Genomic DNA, 21337 nt, shown 5'->3' on the forward strand with positions numbered 1-21337 from the left:
ACTGGCTTCGACAGGATCGCCCCCCTCTCTTTCATTCCGCCGACTTTTTCGTTTTAAAAAAAAGTTTCCTATTTTGCTAGACTTCTTGGAATAGGGACAAGCACCCCCTTCGTATATATAAATCAAAAGAGGTGGTGGACAAGATGGAAATGATGTTTCATATAACAAATGGAAATGCTAAGATTGTGATTACGATTCTCTTATTTCTATTTTTACTCGTATTTTATTTACTTGCCTGCAGATGGAGAAAGCTAAAGAAACCTTTTCTGATTGTGGCAACTCTATGTAATGCTGCCTATATTGCATGGAGAGGATTCGAAACCATACCATATTTTAATACGCTTACACTTGTTCTAGGTTGTTTGTTATTTGCTGCTGAATGTATCGATTTCTTTCAATCGATTACCTATCGTCTTACCTTTTTAAAAGAATATAAGCTTCCCTTTAAAAGTATGGATTTATTCCGCTCTCCACCTACCGTGGATGTACTAATTAGTACGTTCAATGAACCGGTTGATGTACTAAGAAAAACAGTGGCAGGCTGTAGAAGCTTACAATATCCAGCTGATAAACTTGCCATTTACATATGCGATGATGGAAACCGTGAGGAAGTAAGGCTACTAGCAGAAGAATTTGATGTCGGCTATCTGACCCGTGAATCGAACGAACATGCCAAAGCAGGGAATTTAAATAATGCGATGAAGCTGACGAGCGGAGAATTTATTATGCTTTTAGATGCAGACATGATTCCGAAAAGTTACTTTCTGCGAAGAACAATTGGATATTTAACAAATAAAAAAGTAGCTTTTGTACAAACACCACAAGTATTCTACAACTCAGATCCCTTTCAAAACAACTTGAAATATTTTCGAAATATCCCAAACGAACAAGATTTTTTTATGCGCTTCATTCAAGCCGGACGGGCCTCCTTTAATGTCGTTCTTCACGTAGGAACCAATGCGGTTTTTCGAAGATCTGCTCTTGAAAGTATTGGCGGATTTCCTACAGGTAGTATTACAGAAGACCTAGCAACTGGCATCATCCTCCAAGCAAAAGGGTATGAAACGGTTTTGGTAAACGAGCCGCTGGTATTCGGCATGAGCACCGATACATTCGGGGATTTAGTCAAACAGCGAAAACGCTGGGCCCGGGGAAATATTCAAGTTCTGAAAAAATGGGGACCTCTTAAACTAAAAGGATTATCCATCCCACAGCGGTTGATCTATTTTAGCGGTATTCTCTATTGGTTTTGCGGACTGCAAAAGCTCATGTTTATTATTGCACCGATTGTCTTTCTTCTTACCGGCGTCCCTTTCGTGGCTACCAATATCTATGACTTATTATTATTTGCACTACCTTCTATTACATCGTCCTTCCTTGTTTTTAAATTTCTTTCAAACAACAACCGAACCTTATACTGGGCTAATATCTATGAAGTTGCACTAGCCCCTTATCTCGCCATTGCTGCATTTGCTGAGCTATTGTTCAACAAGCAACTTGACTTTAACGTAACATCCAAAGAAAAGAAAATCGATTCCCAATACTTTCATTTCACTCTCGCACTTCCGCATCTACTCTTATTCTTTTCATCCATTGCTGCCATCATTTTTGGCCTATACAATCTATACTTCAATCTATATTCATACAGTAGCATTATCGTCAACTTAATTTGGTGCTGCTATAACATTGTTGGTATTTTCGTCAGCATACTTATTTGTGTGGAAAGGCCAAAGCCAGAAGATGAAGAAAACATCCAAATGCAAAATGCCTTTGTATGGATTCGAAGTCTTTCCTCCCATAATAAATCAACATTTAATATCCATGAAATGTCCACGAATCAAGTTCTATTATACAAAAATGATTTTTTCCGAAATGATGCATTTAAACTAGGGGACGTAATTGAAATATCCAATCCTGAGCTTTCTGGTGTACGGGGAGTAGTAGATGATATTTATGAACAAGACAATCGTCTCTTCTTTAAGGTACTCTTTCAATCCTTAAAGAAAACAGAATTTATGAAAGTCATACAATATGTGTTTGACCATTCCAGAGGCTATACGATTATCGACCAAGAATATATTAGTAAGTATTAACAAGAACGAGAACTATTTTCTCGTTCTTGTTCAAACATTAGATTCGTTCTTGTCGTTTCACAATCATATACACTGGAATTCCTATTACCGTAATCAAAATACCAACAACGGCATAGAGGGTACTCGTAATAAGGGTACTAATGATAATATAGATTCCCCCGACAATTCCAATGATAGGAATAAGCGGATAGAGTGGTACTTGATAAGGACGCTCGATTTGCTTAAACTTATGCCGCAAAATAAATACGCCTGCGACTGTCATAACAAAGAAGATCCACATAACAAATACAGCTAAATTCGTTAACGTTTCGAATGACCCGCTAGCAAGATAAAGAAATGCCAATACTCCTTCTAGTATGAAAATATTTACAGGTGTTTGAAACGTCCTATGTATACGACTAAACACAGAAGAAAAAGGAAACAGCCCATCTTTGCTCATGGCATACGGGACTCTCACACCGGTCATAATATATCCATTTAACGCTCCAATAATAGAAATCATAATGCCCGCCGCAATAAATCCCGCTCCGGCGTTACCAAATAAATAAACGGCAGCATCAGAAGCAGCTTTATGAGAAGTTACTACCTCATTCATTGACATAACTTGAATAATCGCCACATTCACCAGTAAATAAATCGCGATAATCAGTGTTAATCCAAGAATAATTGATCTAGGTAAATCCGTTTTCGGACGCTTTAACTCTCCGGCCATATTGCTCACATTTACCCAGCCATCATAGGCCCAAAGCGTTCCGAGAATAGCAGCTCCAAAACCCGCTGCATGAAATGTCGTCTGCGGAGCTGATGCTAAGCTATGTGCCTGTCCCTTAAGCAAGCCGAAGAATATAATAACAACGATTGGAACAAGTTTCGCAAATGTTGTAATGATTTGCATGCGGCTGCCTAGCTTTGTCGAGATCGTATTAATTAACATGACAAAAATGATCATACACGCCGCTACCATCTTTTGCTGAAGCTCAGACATCGGGATAAAATAAGTAGCCTGCGTAGCAAACACAATGGCAAGTGCAGCAATAATCCCAGGTGTATAGACAAGCGTTTGTACCCATCCGTACAAGAATGCCCATTTTTCATTATAGAGCTCCTTTAAATACACAAACACACCGCCCGTTTTCGGAATGGCTGCACCTATTTCAGCCACCGTTAGAGCGGATGCCATAGTGACAATACCGCCTACTATCCAAGCCGCCATCCCCATCCAAGCCGAACCTGCTTGTCCAAACACAGGGGATGCTTTAAAAAATATGCCTGAACCAATTACAATCCCCATCACAACTGTAATGGCTTCTAATAAGCCAAGCTCCTTTTTAAGATGAGCATTCTCACTTTGATTCTCATTTATTTTCAAATAGATCAGTCCTTTTCTAAGATGTGCATATTCTATCTTACCAAAATTCTTAGCTATTTATCGCAAATTTAGAAAAGGCAAAAAACCACTCTTTACAAAAATGAGAATGGTTTCTAATAGAAAAAAAATCCTAGATGAAAAATATGAAACTTGAAATGTATAAAAAGGCTTTGTCTCAAAAATGACAAAGCCTTTTTATTCCAAGCAAGAGTACCCTATTATATTATTGAACTTCCATGCGTAAATCGCCAGCCTTAGCCCAGCCAACTGCTTTAATCACGTAATGCAAACCAATCGTAATCGCTGCAGGAATAAGAATACCTGTTGTGAGATATACCATAAATCCATACATTCCTTGTGTTGCTAGAATATTTAATGGTGCAATAAATGAGTTTAATCCAAGTCCAGCTAATTCGTAAGAAACTTGAAAATGAAATCCAAGTGTTGCAATTGGTGCACTAACAACGGCTGCGACAAATGGTGGAATAACAAGCAATGGATTTTTCACTAAATTCGGAAATTGTACTTTTGGTGTAACAACAAATTGTGCAAGAAAACCACCCATGTCATTTTCACGTAATGACATAATCGTAAATCCTACAAATTGAACCGTACAGCCAATTAAAGCCGCTGCGCTAGAAACTGGATCTAATTGAAGTGCAATAGCAAGCGCTGCTGATGATGCAGGTGACATAAGGAAGATGCTCCATACAAGTGCAATAACCATAGATGCGATCAGTGGTGAACCGTGTACAGAAGTGGTAATTTCTTTACTAATCCATTGAAGAAATGGGGTGGTAACGGCTGCAAGACCAACACCAACAATCCCCCCCACAAAAATAGCTGCTACTGGAATCGCCATCATATCAAGTTTTGTACGTCCCACTAAGCGTTTACCAACCCAAACCGTAACGAGTGCTGTTAATACCGCACTAATAGGTTGTCCAGATACAAGTGCAACCGATCCATTTGCCAATACATGCGCTGCATTTCCGCCCACCGTACTCGTAACCATTGCGCTGTAGATAATTAATGTATTTCCCCCTAATTGATAGGCAATCCCTGCTCCGATAGCTGGTGCTAGCAGTGCCTTTGCAACTGCTCCAATCATAATAAAGGAATCCCAGCCTACAAACTTACCAAACGTCTGGCACAACAAACCAATTCCAAGTGTAACCAAAACGGCATTCGCAATCCCTGCAGATGCCTTATACATACGATCAATAAAATATTCTTTCATAATCTCTATACTCCCCTTTATGAATACTTTGTCTATTTTCTCTTTTGACAAATAAAAAACCCTTCCGTTTCAGGATGGGCGCTTTGTTTATTGCTTGAGCGCCTCTTGTTATAAACGGCAATGGGACTCAAACAATTCCATTATTTTATCAATGGATGTTTCAGTCCTCTAGCATAATAAACAAATTATATAAGTATAGGTATTCTTTATATATCCCATCTTATTTTCCTCATTTCATATTGTTTTTTTGTTAGTTTAGCACCAATATTCAGAATACGCAAATAATTCTTTTATTTTCTTAAAAATAAAAACACCTCGTTTTTTATTTATTAAAAAACGAGATGCTTGAAAAGGGCTATTACTCTATTAAATTCTGAACCTGTTCAAATTATGCAAACCAATTGTGATGGGTAAACGTCCATGCCCCGACAAATGCTAATATGGCAAATAAACCAAGAACAATATGTTGCATCCTCTTTGGTAATACGACCGCGATAAGTCCGTATATCGGGAACACGACACTTACATAACGAAATGTACTGTAGAACGGGACACCCCGCGTATTAAACGAAAATGCAAGTATCACATTCGCAACCGTAAATAGGATAACTCCCCATCTCTCCCACGGGACATTAATACGAATGCTCCAAATTTTAAATAGGCCTATATAAACAAACAGCATACTAACAAGCCATAATCCTTGTCTTCCGTCTCGTATATCTGCAAAGATTGTCCCAAAAAACCCTTGCACCATTTGTATCCAAGGCCATTCCCAGTAATGATCCCAATTCACCTTCTGCGTAGTCGAAAAAATGATGGGGTCTTTATACGTGATATATAAATAGAACATATAGCTAAGCAAACCAACAGCCGTACTCAATCCCCACACTACAGATTTTATAGCCGTCTTCCAATCTTGCTTACGTAGCGACATGAAAAAAAGAATGAGCGGAAAAACTCCGAATATTAAGGCGGTAGCTCGGGTGGTTGTTAACAGAGCAGCAAATAAGCACGCATAGATCCATTTCCCTTTTATCGCCATATGAAGAGAAGCAAGAGAAAACAGAACAGTCCATAGCTCAGTATAAAGTGTTGTGTAATAAAATGCACATGGATTTAATGCAAACAACCAAATACCCATCCTTATTTGCTCATCGGTCATATTCATTCGTTTAAAAAATTCTTGGAGTAAATACATACAAATAAGAAAAGCAATCGCCGTTATAAATAGAACGACATACACATTATTTACAGCTTTTAATAGTAGAGGTACAAACGGGAAAAATGCGGTTGATGTCGTTGTTTGGTACCCTTTATGAGCAATTTGTAAATACCAAAGACTATCCCATTGCAGCCATGTATCCGCCCTCGCATTAAAAGCCATCGGAATATTCTCTGTATTTTTGTAGTATGGCAACAATGTTCCAAGCAAAATAATAAGATAATGCACAAAAAATGGTACAAGTAAAGGGACCCTTTTACGAGTTGCAGAATTATCATGCTTCTGCAACAGGATGTTGTCAATCATCGTTTCACTCCTTATACTAGTCAAAAATAATTATTTATTTGCTTATAGTAAACCTAACATTTCTAATCCGTGCTTCACACCGTCTTCTTCTACTGATTTCGTTACCATATTGGCATGGGCTTGGACTTCCTTGTTTGCATTTCCCATAGCTACCCCCATACCAACAGCAGATAGCATCTCTACATCATTTAATCCATCTCCAAATGCTACAGCTTCATCAGGCGCAACTCCTATTTTCTTTAGCATTTTCTCAATACCTGTTGCCTTCGTTCCATTAGAAAGATTCACATCACACGTACGCATACCCGGCTGACTCCATCTTCTAAAGTATAATTCAGGAATGGTTTGCTGGTATGCACGTTCTTCATTTATTTCACAATGAAGAAACAGCTGATAAATATCCTTTTCTAACCAAAATGAGGTGGAAGCCTGCTTCGGTTTATACGTGTCATTTCGAAACGCCTCTTGTACATAGGGATGTTCAGTTTGTGACACACGAAATTCTGATCCTGCAAGATATGTGAGTGGATGGTTATTTTCATCCGATTGTATATTCAATTTTTCAAGCACATTTTTCTTAATCGGCGCCTGGTGGATAACTTTTCCTTCGTGAAGGACGAAATTACCATTAAAGAAAATCAATGAATCAATACCTAATTGTTTTACAACGGACTCAGCAAAGTACGGTGCACGTCCTGTTGCAATGATGACATGGAGATTTTTTTCTTTTAAACGTTGAACAGCCTGCTGCGTTGCTGCTGACATACTTCTGTCATGCGGTACAAGCGTGCCATCAATGTCTAAAAAAACAGCCTTGTAACTCATACTGAAATTCCTCCCTTTGTGCATGATTCGCTATATGAATAAATTTTCTAACTTAATCCATATCTATTTTTTTAGAAACGAATCTGTTTACGTAAATCTAAGCAACATTTCTATTCTAACATACCGCTCATCATACAAGATATAAATATCGCTTCCACTTTTATAGGATACAATACCTACTAATCAAACGTTTGATTAGCTTAGGCATATACAAAAAAACTACGGAAGATACCGTAGTTTTTTGTATACAGGCTACTCTATAAGTAAATCTCTCTTACACCAATAAATCCTTTTTCTGATACACACTATACATCGTAATACCTAATATCCCAATAATAATGCATGTGAGTGCTAAGAATACTGGCTGAAATGTACCGCCGTACATAAGCGTTTTTGCTTCGAAATATTTAAACGGCGTTACATATTGTAAAAATTCTAGCTTACTATTGATTTCAATTGCCCGAGATAGTAGAAATGTAACGAGCAAAATACCTGTTGAAAGAGAAGAAGCATATTTCGGATGCTTACTGAATACCGCTGCACTTGCACCAATACTGACAAACAGTAGCTGAATCAATAACATACCTATCATTAACTTAGCAATATCTCCATTCACTACCTCCCCGTTCCGATACGGGGCAATAAAAACAATAGACGAGAAAAAAGTAACAAGATTGAGAATGACAATATTTACAATAGCTGCTGCTAACTTCGATGTTAAAATCATTGCTCTGGAAACAGGTTTTACGAATAAAAATTCTGCAGTTTTATCTTCTTCTTCTTTTGTAATAATTGTTCCCCCAAGTAAAGATGCATGGATTGTTGTCATAAGCAATAAATAAATGAATAACATGCCGTAATATCCGCTTACCTTCGATAAATCAAAGTAATTCAAATTAAACATGACCTGCAGAGCCTTAGGCATTTGCGCCACTAAGTCATTGATTGACCCCGTCGAAGATGAATAGCCTGCATATTTTCCCATACTTGCTGCCATCATGGCGATCATTCCGATACACCAAATGAGAAGTGATTTCCGATTTGCTCTCATTTCTCTCCAAAATAAATTCATCACGAAAGCCCTCCTTATTAACATATAAGTACGTAACAATCTATGCAGAATGGATATCTTTTTTTGAATAGATAATATAGCTAGCACTTATCGCAACGACAATAAACCCAAGAGCTACTAGCACATATGATGTTTCGTATGAAGAATGCTGACTAATATACGTCGTGTTAAAATACTGAAAAGGTGTTATATACCGCATATCACGATCTCCGATAACAGAACTGAACATACTTATAAAGAAAAAAGTAAATACTGTTCCTAATGAAACGGAAATAACAGATTTAATCTTTGAAACGACAACAGATACAAAAACGCCTAGTGCTAGAAACATAAGCTGAACGAATAATAATGATGCTGAAATCATTAAAAATACAGTCATATTAAACTCTTCTAATTTTACGAAGGATGCAAGTATAGTTGCACATAGAACATACACCACATTCGTAATAAGAATAGACGTTACTGCGGCTAATAGTTTAGCAGTTATAATGGACGAACGGGTTATCGGCTTCGTTAAGAGAAAATCAGCCGTTTTTTCACGTACTTCCTTCGACAGTATTGATGTTCCTAGATTCATCGCCTGAATTGCTCCGCAAAGGAGTATATACACGAAAATATAGGAGTAGAAGCTGACAAGAGAAGCAAAGTCCATTCCCGAAAGCCCAAGCGCCTTTTTAACAGGTTCCGGATAGCCTTGCAATAACTTCTGCATATCAGCCGCATCGTGATAAAAACTAGGATATAAAGATAAGAATAAAGCAAGAAACGCAACTAATGTAATGGTCCAAATGACTGTTGACTTTCGATAAGCCTTCCATTCGTGCCAGTAGACATTCATAACGTCTCCTCCTCTTTTTCATAGAAATGTAAGAAGATTTCTTCTAAACTTGGTTCTTCAATCCATACATTTCTTATCTCCATTTCAGCAATTTTCTTCATAATTGGATTGATATTTCCTTTAAACAGAAAGCTAATGAAATGATCCTCTTGTACAAGTTTCGTTACCCCCGGAACTTCAAATTGCTTTCCATCCTGATCCGATACCGTTTCTATCTTTATTTTTTTGTAAGTATCTTGTTTTAACGTACTCATTTTCTCTACTTCTATAATTTTACCTTCTTTAATAATAGCTACTCGGTCACACAGCTTTTGTACCTCGCTAAGTATATGGGAGGAAAACAGAATAGTTGTACCTTTCTTATTTTCCCCTTTCAGTAAATCAAAAAATTTCTGTTGCATAAGGGGATCTAGGCCACCCGTCGGTTCATCTAGTATAATTAACTTCGGCTCATGAAGTAGACCTTGTACGATACCGACTTTTTTCTTATTTCCATAGGAAAGATCATCAATCTTTTTTGTAAGGTCAAGTTCCATAATGGCAGCTAATTCTTTGATTCGCTTGCTACAATCTTTTTTATAAAAACTTGCTGAGTAGTTTAATAAATCAATTACCTTCATGTTGTCGTAATAAAATACTTCCGATGGTAAATATCCAATATTCTTTGCAATTTCGGGAGCGTCTTTCACACTATCCTTACCAAAAATCGTAGCACTTCCGCTCGTTGGATGAATGAGTCCGAGCAAAGTTCGAATCGTTGTTGATTTACCAGCCCCATTCGGGCCAATAAATCCAAATATTTCTCCTTCTTCCACATGAAAGCTGACATCCTCGATTCCTCTTGCCTTACCATAACTTTTCGTTAGTCCATTCAGTTCGATGACATTCATAAGACAACCTCCCTACTCTTTGTAAATGACTTTTTGTAGCATAGTCGTGTACACATCAGCCTCAGCAAATATACGATCATAATCAATCATCTTGGACGGTGCTTCCTTTATTTTTGCAAGCTCAGCAGTGCTAAATCCATCAAAGGTCCACATAATGATGTTCATCGCCTTTTCTAAATCAACTCCTTCTTTGAACCTAGATATATCGATTCCATCAAAAAGCCTTGAATAGCTAGCCTCACTCATCTCTCTCGTTCGGTCCGCTACGTATTCCTTACTAACCGCAGATGAATCTACACTTGCATTCTTTAAAAATTCCATCATATCTGGATATTTGCCGAGGAGTACCAATTTAAATTTCATAATGTCGCGCACTCTTGCAAAAATATCCGTTTGTTCAAAATCAACGTGATCGTATAGCTCTCTTACACTCTTTTCAGCGCAATAATCAAACACAAATAAGTACAACTGTTGTTTATTTTTAAAGTAATGAAAGAGTAGCCCCTTAGAAATCCCCGCTTCTTTTACGATTTCATTCGTCGAAGCAAGGTCATATCCCTTATACGCAAATTCCTTTATCGCCGCATTTAATATGCGTTCCTGCTTTTCTGGATCCAGATTTCTAAATTTCGTAAGCATCTCATCCATATTTCACCAAGCTCTCTTTGACCAATTTGGTCAATTTCATTATATTTCCATTGACTACTTCAGTCAATTACCACAGTATGTCTAACTGTTTCAATTTTGTGAATGTTACTCTTCGCAGAAAGTCATCCTAACATAGAGCCCCTATTCGTATATGCTGTTTGTATTCCATTAACATGTTAAAATATACCTATACTTTTTAAATGGAGATGAAAGAAAATGAAAAGCGAATTAATAGAGAGATTTACTTCCTATGTGAAAGTAGACACACAATCCAATGAAAATAATGAAGTCTGTCCTTCTACACCTGGACAACTGTTACTTGCCAACATGCTAGTGGACGAATTAAAAGAAATTGGTATGCAAGAAGTAACAATCGATGAAAATGGGTATGTGATGGCAACTCTTCCTTCAAACACGGATAAAGATGTAATGACCATTGGATTTTTAGCTCATGTTGATACCGCAACTGATTTTACTGGTACAAATGTGAACCCACAAATCACCCAGAATTATGATGGAAAAGATATTGTCTTACATAAAGAGCAAGGCATTATCTTATCAACAGAGCACTTCCCAGAGCTTGCAAATTATAAAGGCCATACATTAATAACAACAGATGGAACGACTTTACTTGGTGCTGATGACAAATCTGGCATTACGATCATCATGACAGCAATGAATTATCTAATACAACATCCAGAAATCAAACACGGTAAAATCCGCGTTGCCTTTACACCGGATGAAGAAATTGGCAGAGGACCGCATAAATTCGATGTGGAAGCCTTTAACGCTCAGGTTGCCTATACCGTTGATGGCGGCCCGCTCGGTGAACTCGAATATGAAAACTTTAACGCAGCTTCTGCAAAAATTACGATAAAAGGAAAGAATGTTCACCCAGGTACAGCCAAAGGAAAAATGATCAACTCTACAAAAATTGCAATGGAACTAAACAGCAAACTTCCAGCAGAGGAAAGTCCTGAAGCAACGGAAGGCTATGAAGGGTTCTATCACTTGCTCTCCATCAACGGAGATGTAGAGGAAACAAAACTTTACTACATCATCCGCGATTTTGACAAAGAGCAATTTGAAGCAAGAAAGATGCAGATGCAAGCCATTGTAAATGAACTAAAGCAAAAATACGGAGAAGACCGCATTCTACTTGAACTCAAAGACCAATATTACAACATGAAGGAAAAAGTAGAACCGGTAATAGAAATTATCGACATTGCGTCAGAAGCAATGAAAAACTTAGGCATTACGCCGAACATCCGTCCAATTCGCGGTGGAACAGATGGTGCACAGCTTTCTTATATGGGACTTCCTACGCCAAATATCTTTACAGGCGGCGAAAACTTCCATGGTCGATACGAATACATTTCCGTTGATACGATGGAAAAAGCAACGAACGTTGTGATGGAAATTGCACAATTGTTTGAAAAACGTGCATAACCAATCAAAATAAAACGAAGCTAGCTCGTATTTGGGCTAGCTTCATTTATCACGCAAGACTATATATGCTATAATGAACAAACAATTGAATACCACAATTAACGGAGGCAATATGCTAACTTTTGAAGAAAAACTTGCTATTATTACATCGTTCCCTGAATTAAAACGCAAAGACGTTTCACTCGGACGAATTAATTTTCATTATGAAGAAAGTACATCAGATAAGAAGAACGTTGTCTATCATCTCCATCCAAACGGAAATGGCTTTGTCTACGCAGAACATATTCATGGCTTTGCAACCAATGATAAAGGTTTTGTAAACATTCGCGATTTTTCTAAAGAGGAACTTCACTCTGTCATAGAAAGATCCATTCGTGGCCTATCCAAATCTACTACTACCGGAGAGCATACTGAAGAACATCAATCAGAAGAATGGGTGAACGGCGAAGGTCATACGCTAATCCTCATAGAAGAAGAGGATATGTGGAATGTCTATGCTGGAGATCTGCTGGACGGTACTTTTGTCTCTTATAACCAAGCACTCGGCTATTTGGATGAAGAGGGATTTAAACGCCGCTCATAATTGCTAGAATATATGTAACAAAAAAGGATTGTTCCTTGAAGGAACGACCCTTTTTTCTTTTACATCTTTTGAATAAATACAACCTTAAGATAATTTCCCTCTTTATATTCCCTTATGGTTTTAAAATCAGCTGGCAATGAAAATTCTTCTAAAACTTTATACGTAGTACCTGTTTCATGAAAGGCCGTATCGATAAATTCCTTGAAGGTATGCATGCCAAAGGTACTAGCATTTGTAGATGCCACAATGATTCCTTTATCAGCCGTAATAGCAATCGTTTCTTTTAATAAATTCGTATAATCCTTCGCTGCACTAAATGTATATTTCTTCGATTTTGCAAAGCTAGGCGGATCAAGAATAACCATATCAAAAGATAACTTTTTGCGAGCAGCATACTTAAAGTAATGGAATACATCTTCTACGATAATATCCTGCGCCTCATAGTCGATCTCATTAATACTAAATTGTTCAATTGTTTTCGCTAAGCTACGGTTTGCTAAATCAACGCTCGTCGTTTTTGTCGCACCACCAAGCGCAGCAAACACAGAAAATGCGCCCGTATACGAGAACATATTTAACACCGTTTTTCCGCTCGCATACTTATCTCGAATCGTCCGTCTCACATCCCGTTGATCAAGAAACACCCCAACCATCGCTCCATCATTTAAGTAAACGGCAAAGCGTACGCCATTTTCTTTCACGATAAGAGGAAACTGCCCTCTTTCACCTGTAACAAAATCATCATCATTAACATATTGGCCCTTCGTATCAAACCGCTTCTTTTCATAAATCCCCTTGTATTCTACGATGTTTTGCAAGGACTGTAGTACATCTTCTTTAAACGTATAAATCCCCTTGCTATACCAACTCATGACATAATAGCCATCATAATAATCAATGATAAGACCACCAATTCCGTCGCCTTCTCCATTAAATACACGAAATGCTGTCGTCTGTTCATCCTTATAAAAGGCGGCGCGATGCTGAATTGCTTTTCGTAATTTTTCTTCAACAAACGTTTGATTAATTAATTCGGACTCATTTTCCGTCAAAACCCAGCCTAATCCCTTGTTTTGCTTCCCATAATATCCTTTTGCCAGAAACTTCTTTTTCTCATCCACCAAACGAAGAATTTCTCCTTCTTCTAGAAGAGCATGACTATTTACAAATGCATCCTTCGTCAGCAACGGATAGCCTCGTTTTATTTTATTACCATAATTTGATTTAATAAGTACAGTTTTTTCATTTCTCATTTCGTTCATCCATTCTGTTAGGGTATGTATATTCTATGCGTTTCCTTTTATGTAAACGATAACGGTCTGATTGGTTTTCGTACTTCAATCATATTACTGTGGTGGATTGGATAAGTCAATTTCCATCAGATTTTCGTTTTCTTGTCATCCATTGTACCCACTTATCAGCTACTTCACTAATTCCTGCCCCTATGAAATAAGTATTTCCATTTATAAAAGGCGCCTTCATAGAGGGAATTTCCCTACTAAACAATAAACATCCTGTGAAGGTATCACAGGATGTTTATTGTTTAGTAGGGTAAATAGTTGTTTATTAGATCAATCCAAGATCCTTGCGTGGGTTTCCTACCATATTTTTCGGATTTACAATCTTATCGAAGTCTTCTGCTTTTACGTATCCGCTGTCAATCGCGGCTTGACGAAGTGTTGTATTTTCTTCAAATGCTTTGTGCGCAATAGCAGAAGCCTTGTCATAACCAATTGCTGGGCTTAGTGCCGTTACAAGCATAAGTGATTCGCCAACATATTTATCAATCATTTTCTTATCAAGCGTTAGGTCTTTAATGCTGTAATTACAGAATTTCTCGCATGCATCACCGAGGATTTGGCTCGAATGCAACACATTCTTAATGATGATTGGCCTCATTGTATTCAGTTCAAAGTGACCCTGTGTTCCAGCAAACGCCACTGTGTTGTCGTTCCCAATAACCTGAATACATACCATGATCAATGCCTCCTCCTGAGTTGGATTCACTTTGCCAGGCATGATTGAAGACCCAGGTTCATTGGCAGGCATATTTAATTCGTGGATACCAGCCCTTGGCCCACAGCCAAGCCAACGGATGTCGTTTGCGATTTTCATTATTGATACAGCAAGTGTACGCACCGCTGCACTAGCGTTCACCATTGCATCAAGGGAGCCTTGAGCAGCGAATTTATTTGGAGCTGTCACAAAGGGATGATTAGTAAGTCGGGCAATCTCATCCGCGATACCAGGGCCGAAATCTGGTGGGGTGTTAATTCCTGTTCCCACTGCAGTTCCGCCGGCAGCCAGCTTGTATAATCCATCTAGAGAGGCTTTGACAAGCTGTAACGAATCCTTAAGTTGGGTAACGTAACCAGACCATTCCTGACCAACAGTAAGAGGAGTAGCGTCTTGAAGATGTGTACGTCCAATTTTGACGATTTCGACCCATTGGACAGCCTTATCCCACATCGTGTCAATGAGAGCTTCTACATTTGGAATAAGGTGATTAACAAATTCTAGCACCGTCGCAATATGCATTGCAGTCTGAAACGTATCGTTTGAAGATTGCGACATATTTACATGATCATTTGGGTGGATAGGATCTTTCGTCCCTAAAGTTCCACCTGCCAACTGGATTGCACGGTTTGCAATCACCTCGTTCACATTCATATTCGTCTGTGTACCCGAACCAGTCTGCCATACATACAATGGAAATTCATTATCAAGTTGACCTGTTATCACCTCATCAGCAACTTGAATAATGAGTTCTGCCTCCTCTGACTGTAGATTACCTGAATTAGAATTGACAATGGCTGCAGCTTTCTTCACATATCCATAAGCTCGGTACACCGCCTTTGGCATACGGTCATCACCTATAGAAAAGTGAAGCAATGACCGTTCAGTTTGTGCACCCCACAAGTGGTCTGCTGGCACCATCACCTTACCCATTGAATCAGCCTCAATGCGGTATGTTCCTCCTTCTACCAAATCGCCTACATCATGATTTATAATATTTCTTTCCTTATCTTCATTGTATTTCAACAGGATTCCGCCTTTCCTACCCATCATGATTAACCGGTCCATCCATAAGGATCGTATGATTTTACATAACAGGTTCCAAATAGGATTATTGTTCCACACAATCTTTGGAACTATTATAATGTAATGTTAAATAATCGAATTTATTTCTCTTACTCCATAAAAGCCAAAGGTGTATTGAGTTTTCAATTCATGGGAAGTTGCTGAACTATATAAGATTAGGTAGAATTCGCACGGGAGAAATGAAGAAAATAAATAGCCACCTTTTCTAAGAAAAGGTGGCTACATTTAGTAACAGATTGCCTCAATAATACATACTTTCAGAAAAACCGCATTTCTGGCATACCCTCATAATAGAAGTTTCCATAAATATATGATTACAGTTCTCCTGCATGGTATGGACTTTTTCTTGCATATCACGAATGCTATTTTGCATGATTTCTATTTCTCTTTTTATTTTCTGTATTTCTTTCAAACTACTGTTATCGATAAATTTTTGATCCATCGCTAACAAATTCCTTTGCTTTTTGTTTCATTCCTTCTTCTGCTTCCCCCTCAGAACCTTCCCAATCCATTCCTCGAATGTCATGAGAAATTCTCATCGAGCAAAACTTTGGTCCGCACATGGAGCAAAAATGAGCTGTTTTTGCTCCTTCAGCTGGAAGCGTTTCGTCATGGTATTCTCTTGCACGTTCTGGATCGAGGGATAAGTTAAATTGATCGTTCCATCGAAATTCAAAGCGTGCTTTCGATAAAGCATTGTCTCGGTCCATAGCACCCGGATGTCCCTTTGCTAAATCAGCAGCATGAGCAGCAATTTTGTAAGTAATGACGCCTTCCCGAACATCATCTTTATTTGGCAATCCGAGATGCTCTTTTGGCGTTACGTAACAAAGCATTGCTGTTCCAAACCAACCAATCATTGCAGCGCCGATGGCTGATGTAATGTGGTCATATCCTGGTGCGATATCAGTTGTTAACGGTCCTAATGTATAAAACGGTGCTTCTTGACAGATTTCAAGCTGCTTATCCATATTTTCTTTAATCTTATGCATGGGCACATGACCTGGACCTTCAATCATAACCTGTACATCATGCTTCCATGCGATTTTCGTTAACTCTCCTAACGTTTCAAGCTCAGCAAATTGTGCTTCATCATTGGCATCAGCTAATGATCCTGGTCGTAATCCATCTCCAAGTGAAACAGAAATATCGTATTGTTTTAAGATTTCACATATTTCTTCAAAATGTGTGTATAGGAAGTTTTCTTGATGATGCGCTAGACACCACTGTGCCAAAATGGAACCACCGCGGGATACAATCCCTGTTGTGCGTTTTGCAGTTAACGGAACATAGCGTAACAAAACCCCAGCATGAATCGTAAAGTAATCGACGCCTTGTTCCGCCTGTTCAATTAATGTATCTCGGTATACATCCCATGTTAAATCCTCTGCTACGCCATTTACTTTTTCAAGTGCCTGATAAATAGGTACTGTACCAACCGGAACAGGAGCATTGCGAACAATCCACTCTCTCGTTGTATGAATATTTTTACCTGTTGATAGATCCATAATCGTATCTGCGCCCCATCTTGTAGCCCACGTCATTTTCTCAACCTCTTGCTCGATTGAGGAACTAACAGCAGAATTCCCAATGTTCGCATTTATTTTGACTAGAAAATTACGTCCAATAATCATTGGCTCACTTTCTGGGTGATTAATATTTGCTGGTATAATGGCTCGTCCCTTTGCTACCTCATCCCGAACAAACTCCGGATCCATATTTTCACGAATCGCAATGTACTCCATTTCAGAGGTAATCACGCCTTGCTTTGCGTAATGCATTTGCGTTACATTTTGCCCTTCTTTTGCCCGTAGCGGTGCTGTCGTTCGATTTGGAAACCATTCAAGATTTGCACGAATATCATCTTCTGTGTATCCGTTATCTACAGGTTTGATTTCTCTCCCTGCACACGTCTGTACATCATTACGTTCCAAAATCCATTGTTTGCGTAATTTCGGAAGTCCTTTTCTAATGTCAACATCACAATCTATGTCTGTGTAAGGACCGCTCGTATCATATACACGAACAGGAGCATTTTCTTCTTCCCCGAAGGACGTAACCGTCTGGCTTAACTCAATTTCCCTCATAGGAACTTGAATATCTCCTCTGGAACCTTCCACGTACACTTTCTTACTTCCCATAAACTGTGATTTTAATTCTACGTTTACATCTTGCTTCTGCATGTAACTTCCTCCTTAAAATGGCTTTGTGACCTAGGAGCTACAGCATAGTTTCTCCGCTTGATTGAGTGGCAATCAAGTAAAGGAAAGACAATAAAATAAGGTTCTGTATACACAGAACCTGATTCATCGTCAAAAAGTAGTGGCGTGCTGAACAAAAGAAGACGCCTTCGTACTACTTCCCTACGCTGGTATGATCCAGATCAGGTTCAAAGGGTCAAAGAATTTACGCATTCTTTTCTCAGTCCAAGCAATTGGGCACCCCTAGTAGAGCTTTACGTATTACTATTAAGTTTGCATGTAAAACATATCATAATTTTCAGAAAAAGGAAATAGTATTTTCAACATAAACAATATGAATAACTTTTTAACATAAGGAAAAAGTTGTTCTACGTATACATCCATACTAAACCTCAAAAACTAGACTGATTTCTATATCCGATATACAAGGAGGCAACAAGTTTGAACAATCAACGAGCAAAACAGATTGCATCTTCACCCATTATGGCAAACGTTACCTTTGATGGAATTCCCGTTTATATCCAGGAAGTAAATGATAATTCCATGGCTCGGATCTATCCTCTACATGAGCCAGATGCAGAGCAAAGTGTCCCGGTAAGCAGCTTGGTAGAGCACTAAATAGCAAAAGGACCATTCTACTATCGTAGAATGGTCCTTCTCTATACGTTACTGATCTTTAAATGATTAATAATTTAACTCTACATTTCCATATTTAAATCCGCAAAGACAGTGAGTGGTTTACTTCCCAATGAATTCTTGTGACCAATAGTCTTGACTTGACGAATGACCAACACCAATCTTTGTGTAGTTCACATTTAAAATGTTAGCACGGTGACCTGTGCTGTTCATCCAAGCTTGTACAACTTCCTCTGCGGAGCGTTGTCCTTTTGCAAGATTTTCACCAGCATGAGAATACGTAATCCCAAATATTTTCATCATATCAAAAGGTGACCCATACGTTGGGCTGGTATGCGAAAAGTAATTTTTATTAAGCATGTCATTTGATTTCTCTTGAGCCATACTGGCCAATGTAGTATCCAGTTGAAGATCAGGAAGTCCATTTTTACGTCGCTGATCATTTGTTAATTGAACAACCTTCGCCTCCATACTATCAACTGCAGCATTAGAAGGTGTCGGTGGTGTCTGGCTCGGCGTTGGTGCTTTTGGTGCTATAGCATTTCCTTGATTTTGACATGGACATAATCCTGTATTCGAACCACTTTGAGGAGAATAGGCAACTGGAACTGGTGTTATATATCCTCCACCTGTGTTAGAGCGCATGTATTCATGCTTTGGTACATTATCACCATCAATACCTGGACGTGCCAACTCATTTCTAGGCATATTTTGTCGATTGTCGGCTGCATTGTTCATTCCAGTGTTTGCATTATATCCACAGCCACTTACCCCAAGTACAAAAATAGAAAGAACCGCAATTTTTGAAAAAAAACAAAAACTCCTCACTAAATCCCTCCTTCATCGTGAACTATTTTCACTTTTATTATTTGCTATAGCGAAGAAGAGATTCTAGGTAAGTGGCTCCTAAATTGGAAATGATGTATGCAAATCAATCAAAGAATAGCCTACAGGAATGGGGAAATAATAGAAGAGAAAACAAGGTGTTACTCTGTCTGTTCCAAAATGCATTTGGCTGCCTCTCCTGTAGTTACAAACACATTCATATAACCGCCGCGGAGCGCTCCGATCATTCCTGATACTTTTTTAAGGGATTCTGCAACACCAATGGAATAACGCGTCCGTTTTAATTTAGCAAGGTCAATTGTAATTGTTCGGTCAGATATTCCAGTATGGACTAGCACTCCATCTTTACCATAATTACAGGTACATCATACATTTGTAAAAGTAAAAATGATTGTTAAGTGAAATACGAGAAGCCTCCCACTAGAGGAGGCTTCTCGTATTACTATAAATCATAAAAATACGTATTCCCCTTGTCCAATTGCAATTGTTTTTTCTTTCAGATCATACGATTCTGTACGAAACAACAATTTTGTTAACTGGTTAGCATCACCTTGTTTAAAAATAAAGGACTTGTCGCCAATAGCAAGTGTTACAGAAGTTTCATCGGACTCTATAACAGCTAGCCCAAATAGCGCCTGCCAATGCGCTGCGACTGCTGATGGATCTGATACGTAGAAAACACCACTTTGAATGGTTGTATTCCCAGCTGGATGAGACTGAATAATACCACTTTTCGTAAGACTTTCCAACCGCTCCTCATCAGTACCCTTCCATTGAATCACAAAGGGATAAGTAAGACCCTGATAATCTCCGGCAATCGTAAACATGCGCCACTGTATAAGTTGTCCATGCGTGTCCAAACGCTTTCCGTCAATAATGGGTGATAAGGTTAACCCTTTTGCTTGTAAGGAAGCAGCGGTATCATCAATATCATCCGTTCGAATGGCAACGCGGCTAAGCACTTCATGTGCTGGCAACAAGGTAACCGAATCTTTAACAACAAGGTTTGATGCATCAGCATTCTTCGCTAACTCACGGTCTTCAATTCCTAAAAATTCAATGTAGGACAATCCAAAATAACTAAGTGCATTATATGTGCCCCATTGCTTATGAGAGCCGCCTTGGAACGCAATTAATCCATTATTATGAAACGTTTCAATGGCGTTGTCCAAGTCATTTACATAATGAACGGTATGATCCCAATTTACGGTTGTCATTTATTATCCCTTCCTAATTCAGTTGTTCGTTTAACAGCCGCTAAAACACTTCGCTGCAACCCAGCTGCAAAGTCGCTATTGTTTAACTCGTATAGTGCATGAATACCTACGCCCCCTGCCGAATTATTAATATCTAATAATTGTCTAGGGTGGAGGCCGGTTTGCTTCAGCATAGCAGCGGAACCGGCAACATTCTCAAGCGCTACTTGCCACGCTTGCTCTCTTGGCAAGCCTGCAAGTACACCTGCGTCAGCCAATGATTCAATAAAGTAATATACGTAATTCGGTCCCGCAACACCAAAGCCAGTGAAAATATCAATAAGTGACTCGTCAAGATATTGCACTTTCCCGAATCCATTTAGGAAATCATCTACCTGATCTTTCGTAGCATAGGCATTCAATGCTGCCCCGCTATAACCGAAACCGGTATCCGTTAAAGTATTGGGGATAATTCGAATAATGGGCCGTTTAGCACCGAAAAAATGGGCAAGCTTTTCAATCGTCACACCAGCAACAATTGATAAAACTGCTGCACTTGGCGCGGCGAACTTTTGAACCACTTCACCAATAGCGCTTAAATTATCCTGAGGGCGAACAGCGATGACAATTAGATCAGCCTCAGCAACAGCAGCTTCTTGCCCCGCATGTGCTTGAATTCCATATGTCTCACTTAAAAACTGCATACGTTTTTCATTGATATCTATCACACTAATGTGTTGTGCGGATACAGCCTGGTTGTTCACAACAGCACGGATTATCGCTTCGGCCATTTGCCCGCCACCGATAAAATGGATTTTCAC

18 protein-coding genes, 1 pseudogene and 1 riboswitch are annotated in these 21337 nt (G+C 38.7%); of the genes and pseudogenes, 4 read left to right on the top strand and 15 right to left on the bottom strand.

The annotated features are described in order from the left end of the window. The first annotated feature begins 143 nt into the window (after positions 1-143). The gene (locus tag ACAN53_RS14140; protein WP_379970763.1) at positions 144-2093 is read left to right on the top strand and encodes a glycosyltransferase family 2 protein; all 1950 of its coding nucleotides are present in this window, start codon (positions 144-146) and stop codon (positions 2091-2093) included. Positions 2094-2130: 37 nt separating this feature from the next. Here the strand turns inward: ACAN53_RS14140 and ACAN53_RS14145 are convergent, their stop codons facing one another. The 8 genes from ACAN53_RS14145 to ACAN53_RS14180 form a co-directional block, all read right to left on the bottom strand. Next, positions 2131-3462 carry an APC family permease gene (locus ACAN53_RS14145; RefSeq protein WP_379970764.1) on the bottom strand — a complete coding sequence of 444 codons (1332 nt, stop codon included), beginning with the start codon at positions 3460-3462 and terminating at the stop codon, positions 2131-2133. Between the two features lie 223 nt (positions 3463-3685). After that, positions 3686-4702 (bottom strand): PTS sugar transporter subunit IIC, encoded by a 1017-nt coding sequence (locus ACAN53_RS14150; RefSeq protein ID WP_379970765.1) that lies wholly within the window; start codon positions 4700-4702, stop codon positions 3686-3688. 388 nt (positions 4703-5090) lie between these two features. Continuing rightward, complete coding sequence (locus ACAN53_RS14155) at positions 5091-6230, bottom strand: hypothetical protein (protein ID WP_379970766.1); 1140 nt, start codon at positions 6228-6230, stop codon at positions 5091-5093. 42 nt (positions 6231-6272) lie between these two features. Continuing rightward, on the bottom strand, positions 6273-7055 hold the full coding sequence (locus ACAN53_RS14160; RefSeq protein WP_379970767.1) for a Cof-type HAD-IIB family hydrolase: 783 nt from the start codon (positions 7053-7055) through the stop codon (positions 6273-6275). 274 nt (positions 7056-7329) lie between these two features. Then, complete coding sequence (locus ACAN53_RS14165; protein ID WP_379970768.1) at positions 7330-8127, bottom strand: ABC transporter permease subunit; 798 nt, start codon at positions 8125-8127, stop codon at positions 7330-7332. Positions 8128-8167: 40 nt separating this feature from the next. Further along, positions 8168-8965 (bottom strand): ABC transporter permease subunit, encoded by a 798-nt coding sequence (locus tag ACAN53_RS14170; protein WP_379970769.1) that lies wholly within the window; start codon positions 8963-8965, stop codon positions 8168-8170. Then, positions 8962-9855 carry an ABC transporter ATP-binding protein gene (locus ACAN53_RS14175; RefSeq protein ID WP_379970770.1) on the bottom strand — a complete coding sequence of 298 codons (894 nt, stop codon included), beginning with the start codon at positions 9853-9855 and terminating at the stop codon, positions 8962-8964. The genes ACAN53_RS14170 and ACAN53_RS14175 overlap by 4 nt, the downstream gene beginning before the upstream one ends. A gap of 12 nt (positions 9856-9867) precedes the next feature. Next, positions 9868-10503 carry a TetR/AcrR family transcriptional regulator gene (locus tag ACAN53_RS14180; protein WP_379970771.1) on the bottom strand — a complete coding sequence of 212 codons (636 nt, stop codon included), beginning with the start codon at positions 10501-10503 and terminating at the stop codon, positions 9868-9870. Positions 10504-10719: 216 nt separating this feature from the next. Between ACAN53_RS14180 and pepT the strand changes: the two genes are divergently transcribed. Continuing rightward, on the top strand, positions 10720-11952 hold the full coding sequence (gene pepT / locus ACAN53_RS14185) for a peptidase T (protein WP_379970773.1): 1233 nt from the start codon (positions 10720-10722) through the stop codon (positions 11950-11952). 112 nt (positions 11953-12064) lie between these two features. Then, positions 12065-12535 carry a hypothetical protein gene (locus tag ACAN53_RS14190; protein WP_379970774.1) on the top strand — a complete coding sequence of 157 codons (471 nt, stop codon included), beginning with the start codon at positions 12065-12067 and terminating at the stop codon, positions 12533-12535. 59 nt (positions 12536-12594) lie between these two features. On the opposite strand, the gene ACAN53_RS14195 is transcribed toward ACAN53_RS14190, so the two are convergent. The 3 genes from ACAN53_RS14195 to thiC form a co-directional block, all read right to left on the bottom strand. Then, on the bottom strand, positions 12595-13788 hold the full coding sequence (locus tag ACAN53_RS14195) for a class I SAM-dependent rRNA methyltransferase (RefSeq protein ID WP_379970775.1): 1194 nt from the start codon (positions 13786-13788) through the stop codon (positions 12595-12597). 313 nt (positions 13789-14101) lie between these two features. Next, complete coding sequence (gene fumC / locus ACAN53_RS14200; RefSeq protein WP_379970878.1) at positions 14102-15523, bottom strand: class II fumarate hydratase; 1422 nt, start codon at positions 15521-15523, stop codon at positions 14102-14104. Between the two features lie 533 nt (positions 15524-16056). Continuing rightward, positions 16057-17820 (bottom strand): phosphomethylpyrimidine synthase ThiC, encoded by a 1764-nt coding sequence (thiC, locus tag ACAN53_RS14205; protein ID WP_379970776.1) that lies wholly within the window; start codon positions 17818-17820, stop codon positions 16057-16059. A 160-nt stretch (positions 17821-17980) separates the two neighbouring features. Further along, positions 17981-18093, bottom strand: a riboswitch (TPP riboswitch). Positions 18094-18279: 186 nt separating this feature from the next. On the opposite strand from thiC, the gene ACAN53_RS14210 reads away from it, so the two are divergent. Then, complete coding sequence (locus ACAN53_RS14210) at positions 18280-18456, top strand: H-type small acid-soluble spore protein (protein ID WP_379970778.1); 177 nt, start codon at positions 18280-18282, stop codon at positions 18454-18456. Positions 18457-18576: 120 nt separating this feature from the next. Here the strand turns inward: ACAN53_RS14210 and ACAN53_RS14215 are convergent, their stop codons facing one another. From ACAN53_RS14215 to proC, 4 genes and pseudogenes are all read right to left on the bottom strand, one after another. Then, on the bottom strand, positions 18577-19302 hold the full coding sequence (locus ACAN53_RS14215; RefSeq protein WP_379970779.1) for a CAP domain-containing protein: 726 nt from the start codon (positions 19300-19302) through the stop codon (positions 18577-18579). A 158-nt stretch (positions 19303-19460) separates the two neighbouring features. Next, positions 19461-19673: pseudogene (locus tag ACAN53_RS14220) on the bottom strand (sugar-binding domain-containing protein); the annotation flags it as partial. Between the two features lie 96 nt (positions 19674-19769). Beyond that, the gene (locus ACAN53_RS14225; RefSeq protein WP_379970780.1) at positions 19770-20537 is read right to left on the bottom strand and encodes a VOC family protein; all 768 of its coding nucleotides are present in this window, start codon (positions 20535-20537) and stop codon (positions 19770-19772) included. Further along, positions 20534-21337 (bottom strand): pyrroline-5-carboxylate reductase, encoded by an 804-nt coding sequence (proC, locus tag ACAN53_RS14230; RefSeq protein WP_379970879.1) that lies wholly within the window; start codon positions 21335-21337, stop codon positions 20534-20536. Before proC ends, ACAN53_RS14225 begins: the two co-directional genes overlap by 4 nt.

The organism is Ectobacillus soli (assembly GCF_042610425.1).
Classification (GTDB): Bacteria; Bacillota; Bacilli; order Bacillales; family Bacillaceae_G; genus Ectobacillus.

Coding starts and splice junctions, on each gene's coding strand:
- ACAN53_RS14175 (WP_379970770.1), bottom strand. CDS start 9,855: ATGAATGTCATCGAACTGAATGGACTAACGAAAAGTTATGGTAAGGCA.
- ACAN53_RS14150 (WP_379970765.1), bottom strand. CDS start 4,702: ATGAAAGAATATTTTATTGATCGTATGTATAAGGCATCTGCAGGGATT.
- ACAN53_RS14225 (WP_379970780.1), bottom strand. CDS start 20,537: ATGACAACCGTAAATTGGGATCATACCGTTCATTATGTAAATGACTTG.
- pepT (WP_379970773.1), top strand. CDS start 10,720: ATGAAAAGCGAATTAATAGAGAGATTTACTTCCTATGTGAAAGTAGAC.
- ACAN53_RS14140 (WP_379970763.1), top strand. CDS start 144: ATGGAAATGATGTTTCATATAACAAATGGAAATGCTAAGATTGTGATT.
- ACAN53_RS14180 (WP_379970771.1), bottom strand. CDS start 10,503: ATGGATGAGATGCTTACGAAATTTAGAAATCTGGATCCAGAAAAGCAG.
- ACAN53_RS14195 (WP_379970775.1), bottom strand. CDS start 13,788: ATGAGAAATGAAAAAACTGTACTTATTAAATCAAATTATGGTAATAAA.
- thiC (WP_379970776.1), bottom strand. CDS start 17,820: ATGCAGAAGCAAGATGTAAACGTAGAATTAAAATCACAGTTTATGGGA.
- ACAN53_RS14155 (WP_379970766.1), bottom strand. CDS start 6,230: ATGATTGACAACATCCTGTTGCAGAAGCATGATAATTCTGCAACTCGT.
- ACAN53_RS14160 (WP_379970767.1), bottom strand. CDS start 7,055: ATGAGTTACAAGGCTGTTTTTTTAGACATTGATGGCACGCTTGTACCG.
- ACAN53_RS14170 (WP_379970769.1), bottom strand. CDS start 8,965: ATGAATGTCTACTGGCACGAATGGAAGGCTTATCGAAAGTCAACAGTC.
- ACAN53_RS14190 (WP_379970774.1), top strand. CDS start 12,065: ATGCTAACTTTTGAAGAAAAACTTGCTATTATTACATCGTTCCCTGAA.
- ACAN53_RS14165 (WP_379970768.1), bottom strand. CDS start 8,127: ATGAATTTATTTTGGAGAGAAATGAGAGCAAATCGGAAATCACTTCTC.